The sequence below is a fragment of the Nitrosopumilus piranensis genome (assembly GCF_000875775.1).
GTDB lineage: Archaea > Thermoproteota > Nitrososphaeria > Nitrososphaerales > Nitrosopumilaceae > Nitrosopumilus > Nitrosopumilus piranensis.
The window spans coordinates 1,168,587-1,181,115 of sequence record NZ_CP010868.1; the positions used below are offsets into that span (position 1 = coordinate 1,168,587).

The following is a 12,529-nucleotide window of genomic DNA, read 5'->3' on the forward strand; positions in this document are numbered from 1 at the left end:
CATAAACTAAAAACAAAAACATATTTTCAAAACACATCAACACAGATTGTTAATTGGTTAGATTGGAAATACATTGAATACCATTCGTTCTAATTTTGAGTGATTAAAACGGTTTGACACTCGAAATGGAATTGCTGATACCAATTAACAATACAAACTCTTTTTTGGGCAATTCATAACAATCCAATATGGGCAAGACTATTTTTGTAAAGGAGATAATCACAATCACAAAAGAGCCTAAACTATGCCCCACATGTGAAAAAGAGGACAGATTTGAAAGAGACATTGTCAGAGAAGAAAGGTCAGATGGAAAAACAATTCTCTGTACTCGCTGTGAGGCGTTAATTGTAGTCACAAATCTTAATCTCAGGAATGTAGAGTTGTCATCAAGAAAAGATGACACAATTATGCTAAAAGAGCCTCATCTAATCAGAAGAGTGGCATATTAGTCATCAGATTTTGAAAGTAACTCCTCAATTACATGACGTCTAACATTTGCAGTTTCCCAATCTCGGAGATTAGCAATTTTGCATTCTTCCTTTATGACTAATCCTGCCAATCCATCACTCCACATGTGACGCTTTGGATCATAGACTAGAATAATTTTTCCACGTTTCTTTATCTTGATTCCACCATGACATCGCTCTATTACCTGTAATGCAACTTTCTTGTAGAGTTTTTCAAAATTCACCATGTTTGAAAAGTAACTGCTTGTATCAAAAAGGTTCTGATACATGAATAATAATATACTATTAACAAACAATACAATTTGCTGATGATTAACCACGACTAAGCTATCACTGATAGATGATGAGTTTGCCGAATTATGAAGCAGAATTTTTAATTATGAAATTCTTTCTTGAACATTTACAATCATTGAAAGAGGTGGCGACAGTGCTTCAGGATTGTCAATACTCTCCCAAACAAAAACCTGAATGTTGTATGTTCCAGGAATAATTGGAGTCCATGATTGTGCAGGAGAAAATGATTGTCTTGGGGACAACGAACCTGTCAACCAAGATAATGATATTACAACATCTTGATTATTTTTTACTTGTGTCAAGTATGCAAAGTTTTGGTGGATGTCTTGATTATTTGAAATGTCTGCCATAATCATTATCTGCTCATCAACATAGTGTATTTTATCTTCAAAAGGAATTTCAGTTGAAACAGGTTCAGCAAAAGCCAGCCCCATACCAAAAATTATCAAAAATGCAAAAACTATTGTGATTTTCATAACGGGTATTAGTAAGATGAATATTTAATCTAGCTAATGGGTAAACTGCCAGAAAAATTTCCAGAGTATTCCATCATGTATAAGACAATCACAAATCAGATCAAATCATTAGAAAAACAAAGAGAACAGATGCCAAAAAACGAATTAAATGAATTAAATTTAAAAATTCAAAAATATGAAAACGAGTTAGATAAAATAAGAAAAATGTTTCCAAATAGTTTTTTTGAAGACATTTAATTATTCATGATGATCATGGCCACAATCACATTGACGATCTGACCCATTTGCGGCCATTAATTTTTGAACCATTTCATCACGGATTTGAAGCAAATCGCCTACTTGCTTTTTATGAGAATCAGAATCCCAATTTCCATGATGCAGTTCTCTTACAACATCAATAATTTCAAGATCCACATTTAGCAGATTGTCCATCAGTTGTTCTTGCTCATTCATGACAAATCATAATTAATGGTGGGAGAAAAACTGTTCTAATTTCAGGTTTATGCTTCCAAACTTTCCTTTAGTAGGTTTTTTCTAACAAGAATTGGAATATTGTAATATGCTGCAAGTGCCATTGCGTCTGATGCACGATAATTTCTTAACACAAGGTCTTTTTTACCTGTAAAATACAGATTAGCTCTAAGAACTTCACCACTTTCATAGATTTTGACTTTGACTAGAACAAGTTCATTTTCTTCACAAATATCCTCTATCATTTTGTAAATTGAAGGTACAGGTTCGCCGCCCTTATCATCACCAAAACTTGAGATATGTTTTGCGACTTCGCCAGAAAATGCTCTCATGTGAAATTCTTTACCATTATCAGCTTTTAGAACAACCATGCCTTCAACTGCGTAAGGGTCAACAAATCCAACATAATCAATTTTTACAGAGTCGTAATCAGGCTCTTGTGCTTGATTGATATCCATTGTCTGGATAAACTTCACGCCCAGTGCTTATAAAGATAGCAAAATTGGGAGATCAGTGAGAATAATCTAATAAGGTAAATTTTTTTTAGACGATCAATTCTGGAGCCCAATCCCAAATTATTTAAAATCCCTAACTAAGGGTAGCTTAATGTCAAGTAATCCAGAACGAGCTGTTTCGTATGTACTAAACAAGTACGTTACAGAATACATGGACAAGGATGTTTTGATTCTAAGCCAGAATACTCTAACCAGGGAAGCAGCAAGGATGCTACGACATTATGAAACAGATGACATCATCATTACAGATGAAAACAGAGTGCCAGTTGGAATTGTCACAGATGAGGATATTCTAAGTAAAGTAAGTGATGTTACAGTCTATGCAGAAGCGACAAAATTAAAAGACATTATGAGTACACCACTTGTCACAATAAATGAAAAAGCTACATTACAAGATGCATTACACAAAATGAGAGACAACAACATTAGAAAATTACCAATTTTAACAAAAAAGAACGAAGTTGTAGGGATGATTTTTCAAACTACAATTGCAAATGTTATCAGAGATGCAACTGCTGCTGAACCTCGATTATTGAGCCCTCCAGTAAAAGCAGTACTTGGAAATCTAGGGTTTGTTTTACAATTTGCAGGAGTTCTATTACTTGTCCCAGCTATAGTTGCAACAATTTTAGAAGATACAACAACTGCCACAGGAATTTATCTTACAACTGTTTTGTTGTTAGTGACAGGTTTCTTTCTTAATTCTTATGGCGAGAAATCTAGTTTAAACCTACAACAGGCGTCAATATTGGTCTTTTCAAGCCTGTTTTTGCTGTCTCTGTTTGGAACTGTTCCATATCTGTATGTTTTGCCAAGTGATGAGACCAATGTAGAGGTATTTGGAAATGCGTTCTTTTCAAGTGCTGCAGGATTTACCACAGGAGGAATATCACTATTTGATGAGCCTGAAAATCTTACTCAGAGTTTTACCTTTTATCGTAGCTATACACAACTCATCGGAGGAATGAGTTTCATTTATTTGGTAATTACAGCATTTTATCCAGAATCAAAATTGCAATCAATGCGTGGCTTTATCTCAGGAAGAACACTACATATGAAGGAGCTTTTCTCAACAATTACTGTAATCTTTGCAGTATACATCATAATTGTTGCAATGTTGTTGTATTTCTTTGGACAAGACAATCTACTTGATGATTTCTCATTAGCTATGAGTACACTTGCGACAGGAGGATTTGTTCCATCATCTACAATTGTTGAGAACTTAGGGTGGCAAGAACAAGTAATCTTGATGGGAGCAATGATACTTGGCGCATTACCATTTACATTCCACTATGCATTTGTAAGAAAAAAATTCCTTGCACCAAAATTAGGAAAAGAGGTTCTCACATATTTTGCAATATTAAGTGGCGCCACAGTATTATTTATTGGAATAAGTGGACTAGAACCATTAGAGAGTGCATTTTATTCAGTATCAGCTAGCACAACAGCAGGTCTTCAACTCCAAAGTTTAGCAGGGCTAAATGGAGTTGCACATTCAATATTGATAATTTTGATGTTCATTGGAGGTTGTGGATTTTCAACTGCAGGAGGTCTAAAAATTTTCAGATTATTCCATCTTAGAAATTGTAGATCATTTTTCAGTAGCATAAAAAGAAATGAACTCCCAACTCAAACAAAGAAGGAGGTAATATCTACGCTAATAATCATAGCATTATTTCCAACAATATCTGCAATTACAGGATTACACCTTGCAGAAAGTGAAAATGTACCATTTCAAGATGCATTTTTTGAAGCAGCAGGTGTAATTACTACTGGAGGACTATCTGCAGGAGTCATAGATTTTGATACAGACCCAGCTACAAAGATTGTTTTAGCATTTTTGATGATATTTGGAAGGTTGGAAATAATTGCAATCATATACATTTTTGTGCCCAGACTTAGTTAAGATAGAATTTAATTTCATAGAAAAAACAAAACATCATGAAGCAGACAAATTCAATCAATAAAGGCAAAAAACTAATTGTCCTAGGATTTGTCACAATTGCACTTTTGTTTATCATTTATGGTAGATATCAAGATCCTGAACTACTAACACCAAGTGCAATTGACTCAATTCAAAGAATTGCATATGGATTTTACATTACTTTACTAGCATCATTTGGTGCAATTGCTTTTGGTTTGTATAGATATCACAAAGGCAAGATACAAAATAATGAAAAAAACATTTCAACAATAATTGCACTAGTTGCATGGAATTCCAAATCAAAAAAAATATTCATTGCAACATTCATAGGCTATGGAATATTTTTCTCTCTTGTATCGGGAACACTAGTATATCAACCAGAAGTTAGTTTTTCAATACATTATGGCGCAGAAATACCCTCAGGATTTGTTGCCCCTTGTTGCGGAGATATAGGCTATATGCCAAAAATCATCATTTATCTTACTGAGCATGTAGGATTACAAATAATTCCAATTAACTTGGTACTTCAAATTATTGTTTCATATCTAGTTGCACTAAACACATCAATTGCTATTAATGCATATACATTTTCTAAAAAAGGAAGTGGAATGAGTGGGATAGGTGCCATTGCAGGTGCATTCATTGCATGTCCTACTTGTGCAGGTACCTTTTTCTCAGTGTTTATTGGAACAGCAAGTGGAATAGCATTATCCATTGCACTAGCTCAATTACAGACAGCACTAATTGCAATATCAATACCAATTCTTTTGGTTACACCATACATCATGGCAAGAAAATTACGAAACCCAGATGGAAGCTGTAAAATTCTATGAGTTAATTCAAAGATATTCTAAAGAACCAAAGTAAAATTTAAGATTGAAACCAGTGATTGAATTTTTTCACATGAGGTCTTTTCCAATTTCCAATATCATAGCCATCACGACGTAAATATTTGAGAGTTAGTTTGTAAATTAGTTCGTCATGATCTACTTGTTCTAAAATTTCAGTCCACAATACTTTCCCATTTTTCTCAATCTTTGATTTAAAATCAGGATTTAATGACTCTACAATTTCTTTACACTCTTCAAGTGTTTTTCCGTTCTTGTATGCCCGAACACGTCTATCACATCGATCCATATTATTCTGACATTATGAAATTATTTTAATCTAATTTAAGGTGCTTCAAACAAATATGAGTAGAAAAGTGAATCAGCATGGGAATTAGTAGTATTTCAGAATATGTAGATTTTTTTGTTAATCTAAACATGGGAGAAAATGTTAGTTTGATTAGTTTTGTTAATAATGAAAAGTTGGTGTTAAAACAAAAGTTAGAATACAAAAACCTACCAAAAGAACCAATCAAAAAAGGAATAGAAATCTTAGAACAACTAGCAAAAGAGATTAGTGAGATTGGGGAGAAAAAGGTCATAGAGAAATATCAAGAATAGTGAAAATAGATGGATAAAAATTCAGAAATCATTAGAACAGAAATCATTAGAATTTTAAATAAAAATGGGAAAATCAGAGGCACAGAATTAGCAAAAAAAGTGATGAAGAAAGTAGGAAATGAAAAAACAGTGTATAGAGAAATTAGCGCCCTGGTAGAATCTGGAGATATCGAAAAACAGGTTCACAGTAGATCACATATCGAATACGAATTAGTTAATCTATATGAGTCAGTAAACAATCAATTAAAAAATTTACATAAAGAAGTAAAAACAATTTTTGACGAAATAAGCAATTTTCAATTAATTAGTAAAGCAGAAAATCTTTCATTTCATGAAAGACTAAGATCAATTATTCATCTAATCCAAATAGTACAATCAACTGACGGAATCATGACATTATTATCGTTTTACCCAACATTTAGAAAAGACAAAATGTTCCCTCAAATAAATAGACAAATTGATGATTGCTGGCAAGCAATTATGACCTGTATTTCACAACAGCCTGAAGACGTATTTCTTAATGAAATTTTAGCAAATTTGAGAATTTCAAACATTGATTCAAAAAATATTAATTAAAATCTTTTAGTTTTTCAATAATTACTTTAAGAATTTCTTCATCATCAAGTAAGATCAATGGAAAATTATTTTCTTCGCTTGCTATTCTAAATTCTGTATCTTTGGTAACAATTATCATATTATTTTCACGCGCATAATTAATTATAGAATAATCTGAACCGAGTTTTTTTCCAGTCATTTTTAATTTTCGTACACTTTGCGCATCATATCCATGTTCTTTTAGGCGTTCATCCATTCCATCCAAGTTTTCATCTACAAGAATTTTCATACAATATCTGAATTACATTTCAATATTAGTGTAAAATTATTCTAGGATAGGCAGAACAACCTTACATATCTCTCCAATTAGATTTCCAAGGCTATTCATGTACTAAATCACGCACAGTTTTTGCAATATATTCAATGTTTTTGGTAGATACATTTGGATGAATAGGTAATGACAAAACGTGTTTTGATGCCCAATCAGTATTTGTTAATTTTGATTTTATGTTGTAAATAGGGATTTTATGGAATCTAACGAAAATGGCATGTTATGTATTGTAAAATTTATTTTCAAACTTTATCCCACCTAAAGTTTTAATTTATCAACTAGCATGTACGGATTGAGGAATTTTCTTCTTAACATAGCGTCCTAGGGTTTCAGGAGAATATTCTATTCCATGCTCATTAGCCATATGATTCCAATAGGCAAAAACAACTTGTTCCAAGTCACCACTTACTGAGTAGTCACAATCAAAGCCACAATCATCACATCTTATGGAAACCATACGAAGTAATCAAATTGCTAGAATAAAAACAGAGATTAAAAAATTCAAAAATTTGTTTAATATTTTGAATAAATTTGTATGAACGTAAGTAAATAAGAAATTACAAACATCAAATACTTATTTCACAGGAAATAGACCATTTTGTGGATATAAAAGAAGAAGACACATCAGAAGAATCAAAGAAGAATCATATTGAATATTACAAATCATTGACAAAAACGATTTCAGATATTAAAGAAGAGATGCAGGATGAAGAAGACCCAGTGATCAAAAACCATCTTGAAAAGAGAATCGAGGCCATGGAAAAAGATAAAATGAGAATTAAGGAAATGTTTCCAGACATTATTAATGAGTAAAATGACTACGCCGACAGAAAAAAATCATAATAAACATTTGGATTTATTGCACGAATACAAGATACATCTTGTAAAGTATATCAACGAACTAGAAAAATTAGATCAGCAATCTGAATTTGCAAAGCAATGGAATGAAACAACGATTAAAGAAAGAAAACAAGAACTAAAAGTCATAGATAAAATATTAAAAAATTTAATTAGATTCTAGTCATTTTGAGTCAAATCATATAGGCAATTACAAAAAAAATCAACATTATTTTTTGAAACACCATCAAACCAGGCTAGATCAGAAGTTATGTTGTATCCTTGTATTTCAGGCTCAGAAATTGATTTTAAAAAATTATTTTCACTTTCAACCATTTTTTGAACTGCACTATGATCGTTCTTTGAAAATTTGTAATTACAAGTTACCAAATCAATTTGGATAAAATAATTTCCATGTTGTGGATTTATTTTTGCTTTGATAAACGGCTGGTGGAGCTGCTGGCAATCTCTAAAATGCTTGTCATATTCAAACATCTTTGAATCACCAAGATATTTTTTAAAAGTCATGATAACTTTGGAAACAAAATAACTAGACAGAGCCTAAAGATCTGTTGTGAATTTTTTAATTTTTGTAATTAATCTAATTTTTGTATTTATTGGCATTTCAGGCTCCATTGTAAAATAGATAATGTTTCTTCTTGCATACACTACCATTTGAGAAACTTTTTCCCGTTCAACATGGACATATCTTACCTTACCAAGAGATTTATCAAATTCCTTTCTCATAGAACGTCTTTGTGCAACTTGCTTGCAAAAATGTTCTTCCTCCCTTTGGGATTTTAGACTAGTTTTACCAGTTTTCATGATAGCCTCTCGAATATTGCCTTTAGGATCAATTATTGCTGCAAATCTCATTTTAGAGTCTAAGTTTATGATTTTTTGAACAATTTCAAGCAGATCAATTTTCTTTTTTGCTGCCATATAGATAAGAAAAATTATTTGGCAAATATAATCTAATAAAAATAATGCAAGATCTTAGAATAACTAATGATGGAGGAGAATTTTTTTAATATATAGAAAAAATACAACTTCAATTTTTTCAGTACTTAAAAAATTAGAAGAGCAATCAAAATTAGAAAAAACTAGAAAGATAGATGTTCCTGCAAATGAGAGAATGTTAGCAATAACAAAAGAGACAGGTGAGCTTCTCAATATGATAATTCGATTAAAAAATGTAAAGAACGCTTTAGAGGTTGGGATGTCCGTCGGATATTCCACAATATGGTGTGCAGAGGCAATTATTGAAAATGGTGGAAAAATCATCACCATAGAACAAAACCCAGAAAAAATCAAAAGGGCAAAAGAAAATTTTCAAAATGCAAATGTTTCAGACATTATAACAATTCAAGAGGGATTTGCAATGGAAATACTAAGAAGTTTTAGATTACAAAAAAAATATCAGAACTTTTTTGATTTTGTATTAATTGATGCAGATAAGGAAAATGTAATAGAATATTTTGACATGATTTTGCCATTAGTATCAATTGGGGGGGTTATTGTCACTGATAATATGTTATATCCTGAAAAATATCAAGAAGATATGAAAAAATATTCACAACACATACAATCAAACCAAAATGTTAGAACAATAACATCACCCATAGGAAATGGCGAGGAGATTACAATAAAATTAAAGTGATTTTTTCTTTTTAGTACTTTTTGTAGATTTAGTTTTCTTTTTTGGAGTTTTTGTAGTAGATTTAGGTGTTTTTACATTTAATGATTTTAATTTTTTATTTTTTTCAGAAATCTGCTGTTTTAATTTTTGTTGTTTTTCTTTTAATTTTTTATTTTTTAATTTAATTTGCTGTTCTGTCTTTTCACGTTTCTTTTTAAGGGATTCATAGAGTTTTTCTTCTTTTTTGAGTTGTCTTACGAAACTTTCTTGAGACTTTAATCGTTTATTTTCTTCTTTAGTTTTCTTAGCAATCAGTTCTTTTTCTTTAGATATAGTGTTTATCAAATTAAGACGGGCTTCCTTTGATTTTATTAGATCTTCTTCCTGAGATTTTATTAAATTTTTTAATTTTTCAGATTCAGCAAATTTTGCTTTCTCTTCATTTACTTGCGAAACAATAAACTCATAATCTTTTTTAGTTTTTTCCAAGTCATTTTGTTTTAATTTAATTTCATTTGCAATAGAAGCTTGTTCTAGTAAACGTGATTTTTGTTCCTCAATCATTTTAGTTAGTAAAGATTGTTCAGTTTGCACCTGTTTTTCTATTGCCTCTTGCTCCAACTGTGCTTGAACTAGTTGTTTTTTCTGTTTTTCTAACTCTTTTGAGATTTTAGATTTTTCAGAATTAATATTTTTAATAATTTTTGCTCTTTCTTTTTTTACTTTTTCAAGTTCTTCTTTTTGAGCAATAATTTCTTTAGATAATTTTGTTTGATTCTCAATTTTTAGTCTTTCTTCTTGTATTTGGTTTTCTAGTGCTTGCTTTTCTTGAGTAACTTTTTGTTCATACTCTTTTCTATGAGACATTAATTGAGTTAATTTTGAGCGATGTTCGTTAATTTCATTTGAAACCTTTTTTTGTTTTTCAATTTTCTCTTCTTCAACCAGTATATTTTTTGAAATATTTTCCATTTCAGCAGAATTACTTGGAGAGTTCCACCCTTTTGGCAATGTTCCTCTAGGAATTGGTTTAGGTTTAAGAGGTTCACGTAGAAGTGTTGAAATTTGGGGGGTCTGTTTTACTTCTCTAGTTTCAGGTTCTAGTTGTTTTGGGTAATAAGCTTTGTTTAGTTTTGATTCTAAATATACAGCATCAGAGTGATACAAAGTTTTGTTATTTGCAATCATATCAAAAATATGTTGCAGTCTACCTGGATCACCTTTTCCAGAATCAATTAATTCTTTAATTTTTGGTAAAACATTATTTTCTGTTTTGGTTTCCACTTCATCTTCCAGAGTTATTGGTGAATCAAGTTTTTTTTCAAGATACTTTTGATCAGAATGGTATAGTGGACGATTATTTTTTAGATATTCTAGGATATGATGCAATCTTCCAGAATCGCCATTGCCAGAATCAATTAAGCCTTGTACATTTTCTATTGTCTGTGAAAGAGTCAATTGCGACATATCTTCTTCGTCTTTAGTTAATTTGTCCTAGTCTAGTAAAAATAACTTTTTAAAAATAATTTACACATGCATAAATTTTAGGTGATTTATTAATTAGAAAATCTGCATTAAATTATGAAAGCAGGGATCCCTATGATCTCCATAGGCGGAGGAATGTTTTTGGTCGGATTAATCATGTTTTACTCAATAGAGTTAGGTCAAACGGAGCCTATTTTGAGATTGATTAAAAATATTGGTACATTTGTGGGTCTAAGTGGCATAGGCGTCACCGTAGCTGGGGTATTGTTATATCTAATTAGTAGAAATCAGCCACCCATACAAGAAAATTTTGAATCATAAAAAAATCAGTTCAGCATTCAACTGATAAAATCAGATACAACAAGTGACAACTTAATTATTGTACTTGTGTCAAAAATTTGTAAATGTCTGAAAAAATATGGATTGGTGCAATTTTCCTAAAGGATGAAGGAGGTTATGAAATCCTACTAAAATCATTAAAACATTATCGAAAAAGATTAAGAACTATCGCAAATAGTCCCGAGTTAAAAGATTCAGCTGCAATGTTTGCATCAGTATTAAATCAACAAGCAATGAAAACAGTTCCAAAAATTGATGAGGTAATTAAAAAAATTCAAAACAGTATGGATGACATCCAAACAGTAAAAAGTTTAAGTGATGAAATTCCATTTTTTGAAAAAGCACTTAGGTGTTATGAATCAGATATTCACAAAGCTCAAGATACAGGACATGAATATTTTGTAAAATTGGTTGGCGACATGGTAGAGGCAAAAAATGATTTAGAAGTTATTAAAAATGCCATAAATAAAATAAAAGAATATTCAGAGTAATTTTAGAGGCCTTGAAGATACCAATCAAGATATGGAGTTAATGCTTTACACTGCTTCATTTTTTCTGATTCATCTTTTGCATCCAAAATTTTCTGAATTTTTCCATCAAGGTATTCAGATGTTAAAGTACTCTTAAACTGAGGCTGAATTTGCTTTAAAACAGCGATTATCTCATCTGAAGAGGTATTTTCAAAATTTTCTAAAATTTTAGAAATTTTCTCATTCAATGACATGTAAATAATTTAGAGAAAACCCATTATAATTTTAGTCATAGTACATCATCATCATCCCAAGTTAGTCTAAATCTTCCAGTTACACGGAACATCTGAATTTTACCACCTTTTTTAAAATTTAATTTGTAAAAATTGTGGGACGCATCATCAATCTCTAATGTTACATTTTCCTTTTTGGTTTGAAAAACAATTGGATCATTTGAAATCTGATTCCAATCACTTTCATCAAAATCCATATAAAATTTGGTGTACAGTAACCCCATCATTCCAATCTAAAATGAACCTGAATAAATAACTAGAGAATAGACTATTTATCTAATGAGTACTTTGGGACTATTATTCCTAAGAAACTAAGAACAGTAGGAAGTAACAGTTCAGAATCTTTATCGTTTCGAATAATCTCAAAGACCTTGAAAATTAACTGTTGAATTGTTAAATGTTCGTCGCGATACAATGTTTTTTTGGGGTTTTTTACAGAATCTAAAATAGTAAACCCATTATCTGTTTGAAGTAATAGTCTTAAAAGAGAATTTGCAAGAATAATTTTTTCATCTATATCCTTATGTGGAAAATCAGTTTCTAATCGATTGACCTGAGATTTTACATCATGAAAAGAGTTGTTTGTTGTTTGCTCTATATGCTGAGATGATTTATGGTCGTAATTTTCAGTAAGATGATAAAATTTCATATTACTTTTTGAGGTCACAAAAATGATTTCTTTGTCAATTAACGAATCTCTGGTTTTCTCAAAGGTTGATTTTGCCATAAATTTTGGAACAATTAGTTTTATGAGGGCATTATGGTGCAAGTTTGGGTTTTCTTGGATATTCTCTAGTAGAATTCTTTCACGCTCATATTTTCTCAGTGGAGGCTCAAATTGACTCATTGTATCTAGGTCAACCTTATATTAGTAGGTCAACTATTAAACAATTTCTCAAATCGAAGTGCATATAATTCAAAATATCCTCTTGAATTGCCCATCAAAGTTATTCTAAACTTAATGTACGTCAAAACTGCACAAACA

At 31.0% G+C, this 12,529-nt stretch carries 25 protein-coding genes; 11 read left to right on the plus strand and 14 right to left on the minus strand.

The window, feature by feature from the left end:
- Window positions 1-188 precede the first annotated feature (188 nt).
- Window positions 189-449 carry a hypothetical protein gene (locus NPIRD3C_RS07005; RefSeq protein WP_148703467.1) on the plus strand — a complete coding sequence of 87 codons (261 nt, stop codon included), beginning with the start codon at window positions 189-191 and terminating at the stop codon, window positions 447-449.
- Here the strand turns inward: NPIRD3C_RS07005 and NPIRD3C_RS07010 are convergent.
- Together NPIRD3C_RS07010 and NPIRD3C_RS07015 are read right to left on the minus strand one after the other, a co-directional pair.
- Window positions 446-694: a hypothetical protein gene (locus NPIRD3C_RS07010; RefSeq protein WP_148703468.1), complete on the minus strand. Its 249-nt coding sequence runs from the start codon at window positions 692-694 to the stop codon at window positions 446-448. The genes NPIRD3C_RS07005 and NPIRD3C_RS07010 overlap by 4 nt on opposite strands.
- Before the next feature lie 150 nt (window positions 695-844).
- Entirely contained in the window at window positions 845-1,237 is a 393-nt protein-coding gene (locus NPIRD3C_RS07015) for a hypothetical protein (protein WP_148703469.1), read from the minus strand.
- A gap of 36 nt (window positions 1,238-1,273) precedes the next feature.
- Here NPIRD3C_RS07015 and NPIRD3C_RS07020 point away from each other — a divergent pair, with 36 nt between their 5' ends.
- Window positions 1,274-1,474 (plus strand): hypothetical protein, encoded by a 201-nt coding sequence (locus tag NPIRD3C_RS07020; protein ID WP_148703470.1) that lies wholly within the window; start codon window positions 1,274-1,276, stop codon window positions 1,472-1,474.
- On the opposite strand, the gene NPIRD3C_RS07025 is transcribed toward NPIRD3C_RS07020, so the two are convergent.
- Window positions 1,475-1,690, minus strand: coding sequence for a hypothetical protein (locus tag NPIRD3C_RS07025; RefSeq protein WP_148703471.1), 216 nt, complete (start codon window positions 1,688-1,690; stop codon window positions 1,475-1,477).
- A 47-nt stretch (window positions 1,691-1,737) separates the two neighbouring features.
- The gene (locus NPIRD3C_RS07030; protein WP_148703472.1) at window positions 1,738-2,166 is read right to left on the minus strand and encodes a bifunctional nuclease family protein; all 429 of its coding nucleotides are present in this window, start codon (window positions 2,164-2,166) and stop codon (window positions 1,738-1,740) included.
- A 148-nt stretch (window positions 2,167-2,314) separates the two neighbouring features.
- Here NPIRD3C_RS07030 and NPIRD3C_RS07035 point away from each other — a divergent pair, with 148 nt between their 5' ends.
- Both NPIRD3C_RS07035 and NPIRD3C_RS07040 read left to right on the plus strand, forming a co-directional pair.
- The gene (locus tag NPIRD3C_RS07035; RefSeq protein WP_148703473.1) at window positions 2,315-4,129 is read left to right on the plus strand and encodes a CBS domain-containing protein; all 1,815 of its coding nucleotides are present in this window, start codon (window positions 2,315-2,317) and stop codon (window positions 4,127-4,129) included.
- Between the two features lie 35 nt (window positions 4,130-4,164).
- Entirely contained in the window at window positions 4,165-4,980 is an 816-nt protein-coding gene (locus NPIRD3C_RS07040; RefSeq protein ID WP_148703474.1) for a hypothetical protein, read from the plus strand.
- 37 nt (window positions 4,981-5,017) lie between these two features.
- Here the strand turns inward: NPIRD3C_RS07040 and NPIRD3C_RS07045 are convergent, their stop codons facing one another.
- Window positions 5,018-5,284 (minus strand): hypothetical protein, encoded by a 267-nt coding sequence (locus NPIRD3C_RS07045; RefSeq protein WP_148703475.1) that lies wholly within the window; start codon window positions 5,282-5,284, stop codon window positions 5,018-5,020.
- 77 nt (window positions 5,285-5,361) lie between these two features.
- Between NPIRD3C_RS07045 and NPIRD3C_RS07050 the strand changes: the two genes are divergently transcribed.
- Entirely contained in the window at window positions 5,362-5,595 is a 234-nt protein-coding gene (locus NPIRD3C_RS07050) for a hypothetical protein (protein ID WP_148703476.1), read from the plus strand.
- Window positions 5,596-5,604: 9 nt separating this feature from the next.
- A complete protein-coding gene (locus NPIRD3C_RS07055; protein WP_148703477.1) occupies window positions 5,605-6,171 on the plus strand; it encodes a hypothetical protein in 567 nt (188 codons plus the stop codon).
- Here the strand turns inward: NPIRD3C_RS07055 and NPIRD3C_RS07060 are convergent.
- The 3 genes from NPIRD3C_RS07060 to NPIRD3C_RS07070 all read right to left on the minus strand — a co-directional run bounded on the left by NPIRD3C_RS07060 (window position 6,164) and on the right by NPIRD3C_RS07070 (window position 6,938).
- Window positions 6,164-6,439, minus strand: coding sequence for a DUF5615 family PIN-like protein (locus tag NPIRD3C_RS07060; RefSeq protein WP_148703478.1), 276 nt, complete (start codon window positions 6,437-6,439; stop codon window positions 6,164-6,166). The two genes, NPIRD3C_RS07055 and NPIRD3C_RS07060, sit on opposite strands and share 8 nt — an antisense overlap.
- Before the next feature lie 91 nt (window positions 6,440-6,530).
- Window positions 6,531-6,695 carry a DegT/DnrJ/EryC1/StrS family aminotransferase gene (locus NPIRD3C_RS07065; RefSeq protein ID WP_342399212.1) on the minus strand — a complete coding sequence of 55 codons (165 nt, stop codon included), beginning with the start codon at window positions 6,693-6,695 and terminating at the stop codon, window positions 6,531-6,533.
- A gap of 60 nt (window positions 6,696-6,755) precedes the next feature.
- Window positions 6,756-6,938 (minus strand): DUF1059 domain-containing protein, encoded by a 183-nt coding sequence (locus NPIRD3C_RS07070; protein ID WP_148703479.1) that lies wholly within the window; start codon window positions 6,936-6,938, stop codon window positions 6,756-6,758.
- A 143-nt stretch (window positions 6,939-7,081) separates the two neighbouring features.
- On the opposite strand from NPIRD3C_RS07070, the gene NPIRD3C_RS07075 reads away from it, so the two are divergent.
- Both NPIRD3C_RS07075 and NPIRD3C_RS07080 read left to right on the plus strand, forming a co-directional pair.
- On the plus strand, window positions 7,082-7,294 hold the full coding sequence (locus tag NPIRD3C_RS07075) for a hypothetical protein (RefSeq protein WP_148703480.1): 213 nt from the start codon (window positions 7,082-7,084) through the stop codon (window positions 7,292-7,294).
- Window positions 7,287-7,502, plus strand: coding sequence for a hypothetical protein (locus NPIRD3C_RS07080; RefSeq protein ID WP_237087635.1), 216 nt, complete (start codon window positions 7,287-7,289; stop codon window positions 7,500-7,502). The genes NPIRD3C_RS07075 and NPIRD3C_RS07080 overlap by 8 nt, the downstream gene beginning before the upstream one ends.
- On the opposite strand, the gene NPIRD3C_RS07085 is transcribed toward NPIRD3C_RS07080, so the two are convergent.
- Both NPIRD3C_RS07085 and NPIRD3C_RS07090 read right to left on the minus strand, forming a co-directional pair.
- A complete protein-coding gene (locus NPIRD3C_RS07085; protein WP_148703481.1) occupies window positions 7,499-7,846 on the minus strand; it encodes a hypothetical protein in 348 nt (115 codons plus the stop codon). The two genes, NPIRD3C_RS07080 and NPIRD3C_RS07085, sit on opposite strands and share 4 nt — an antisense overlap.
- Before the next feature lie 33 nt (window positions 7,847-7,879).
- Window positions 7,880-8,260, minus strand: a complete 381-nt coding sequence (locus NPIRD3C_RS07090; RefSeq protein WP_148703482.1) for a DUF6659 family protein — start codon at window positions 8,258-8,260, stop codon at window positions 7,880-7,882.
- Window positions 8,261-8,453: 193 nt separating this feature from the next.
- On the opposite strand from NPIRD3C_RS07090, the gene NPIRD3C_RS07095 reads away from it, so the two are divergent.
- Complete coding sequence (locus NPIRD3C_RS07095) at window positions 8,454-8,978, plus strand: O-methyltransferase (RefSeq protein ID WP_237087636.1); 525 nt, start codon at window positions 8,454-8,456, stop codon at window positions 8,976-8,978.
- Here the strand turns inward: NPIRD3C_RS07095 and NPIRD3C_RS07100 are convergent.
- Window positions 8,970-10,424: a coiled-coil domain-containing protein gene (locus NPIRD3C_RS07100; protein ID WP_148703484.1), complete on the minus strand. Its 1,455-nt coding sequence runs from the start codon at window positions 10,422-10,424 to the stop codon at window positions 8,970-8,972. The two genes, NPIRD3C_RS07095 and NPIRD3C_RS07100, sit on opposite strands and share 9 nt — an antisense overlap.
- A 114-nt stretch (window positions 10,425-10,538) precedes the next feature.
- Here NPIRD3C_RS07100 and NPIRD3C_RS07105 point away from each other — a divergent pair, with 114 nt between their 5' ends.
- Window positions 10,539-10,763, plus strand: coding sequence for a hypothetical protein (locus NPIRD3C_RS07105; protein WP_148703485.1), 225 nt, complete (start codon window positions 10,539-10,541; stop codon window positions 10,761-10,763).
- An 83-nt stretch (window positions 10,764-10,846) separates the two neighbouring features.
- Window positions 10,847-11,272, plus strand: coding sequence for a hypothetical protein (locus tag NPIRD3C_RS07110; RefSeq protein ID WP_148703486.1), 426 nt, complete (start codon window positions 10,847-10,849; stop codon window positions 11,270-11,272).
- Between the two features lie 2 nt (window positions 11,273-11,274).
- Here NPIRD3C_RS07110 and NPIRD3C_RS07115 read toward each other — a convergent pair whose 3' ends face one another.
- From NPIRD3C_RS07115 to NPIRD3C_RS07125, 3 genes are all read right to left on the minus strand, one after another.
- The gene (locus NPIRD3C_RS07115; RefSeq protein ID WP_148703487.1) at window positions 11,275-11,505 is read right to left on the minus strand and encodes a hypothetical protein; all 231 of its coding nucleotides are present in this window, start codon (window positions 11,503-11,505) and stop codon (window positions 11,275-11,277) included.
- 35 nt (window positions 11,506-11,540) lie between these two features.
- Window positions 11,541-11,741, minus strand: a complete 201-nt coding sequence (locus NPIRD3C_RS07120) for a hypothetical protein (protein ID WP_148703488.1) — start codon at window positions 11,739-11,741, stop codon at window positions 11,541-11,543.
- A gap of 71 nt (window positions 11,742-11,812) precedes the next feature.
- Window positions 11,813-12,391 (minus strand): hypothetical protein, encoded by a 579-nt coding sequence (locus NPIRD3C_RS07125; protein ID WP_148703489.1) that lies wholly within the window; start codon window positions 12,389-12,391, stop codon window positions 11,813-11,815.
- Between the last annotated feature and the right edge of the window lie 138 nt (window positions 12,392-12,529).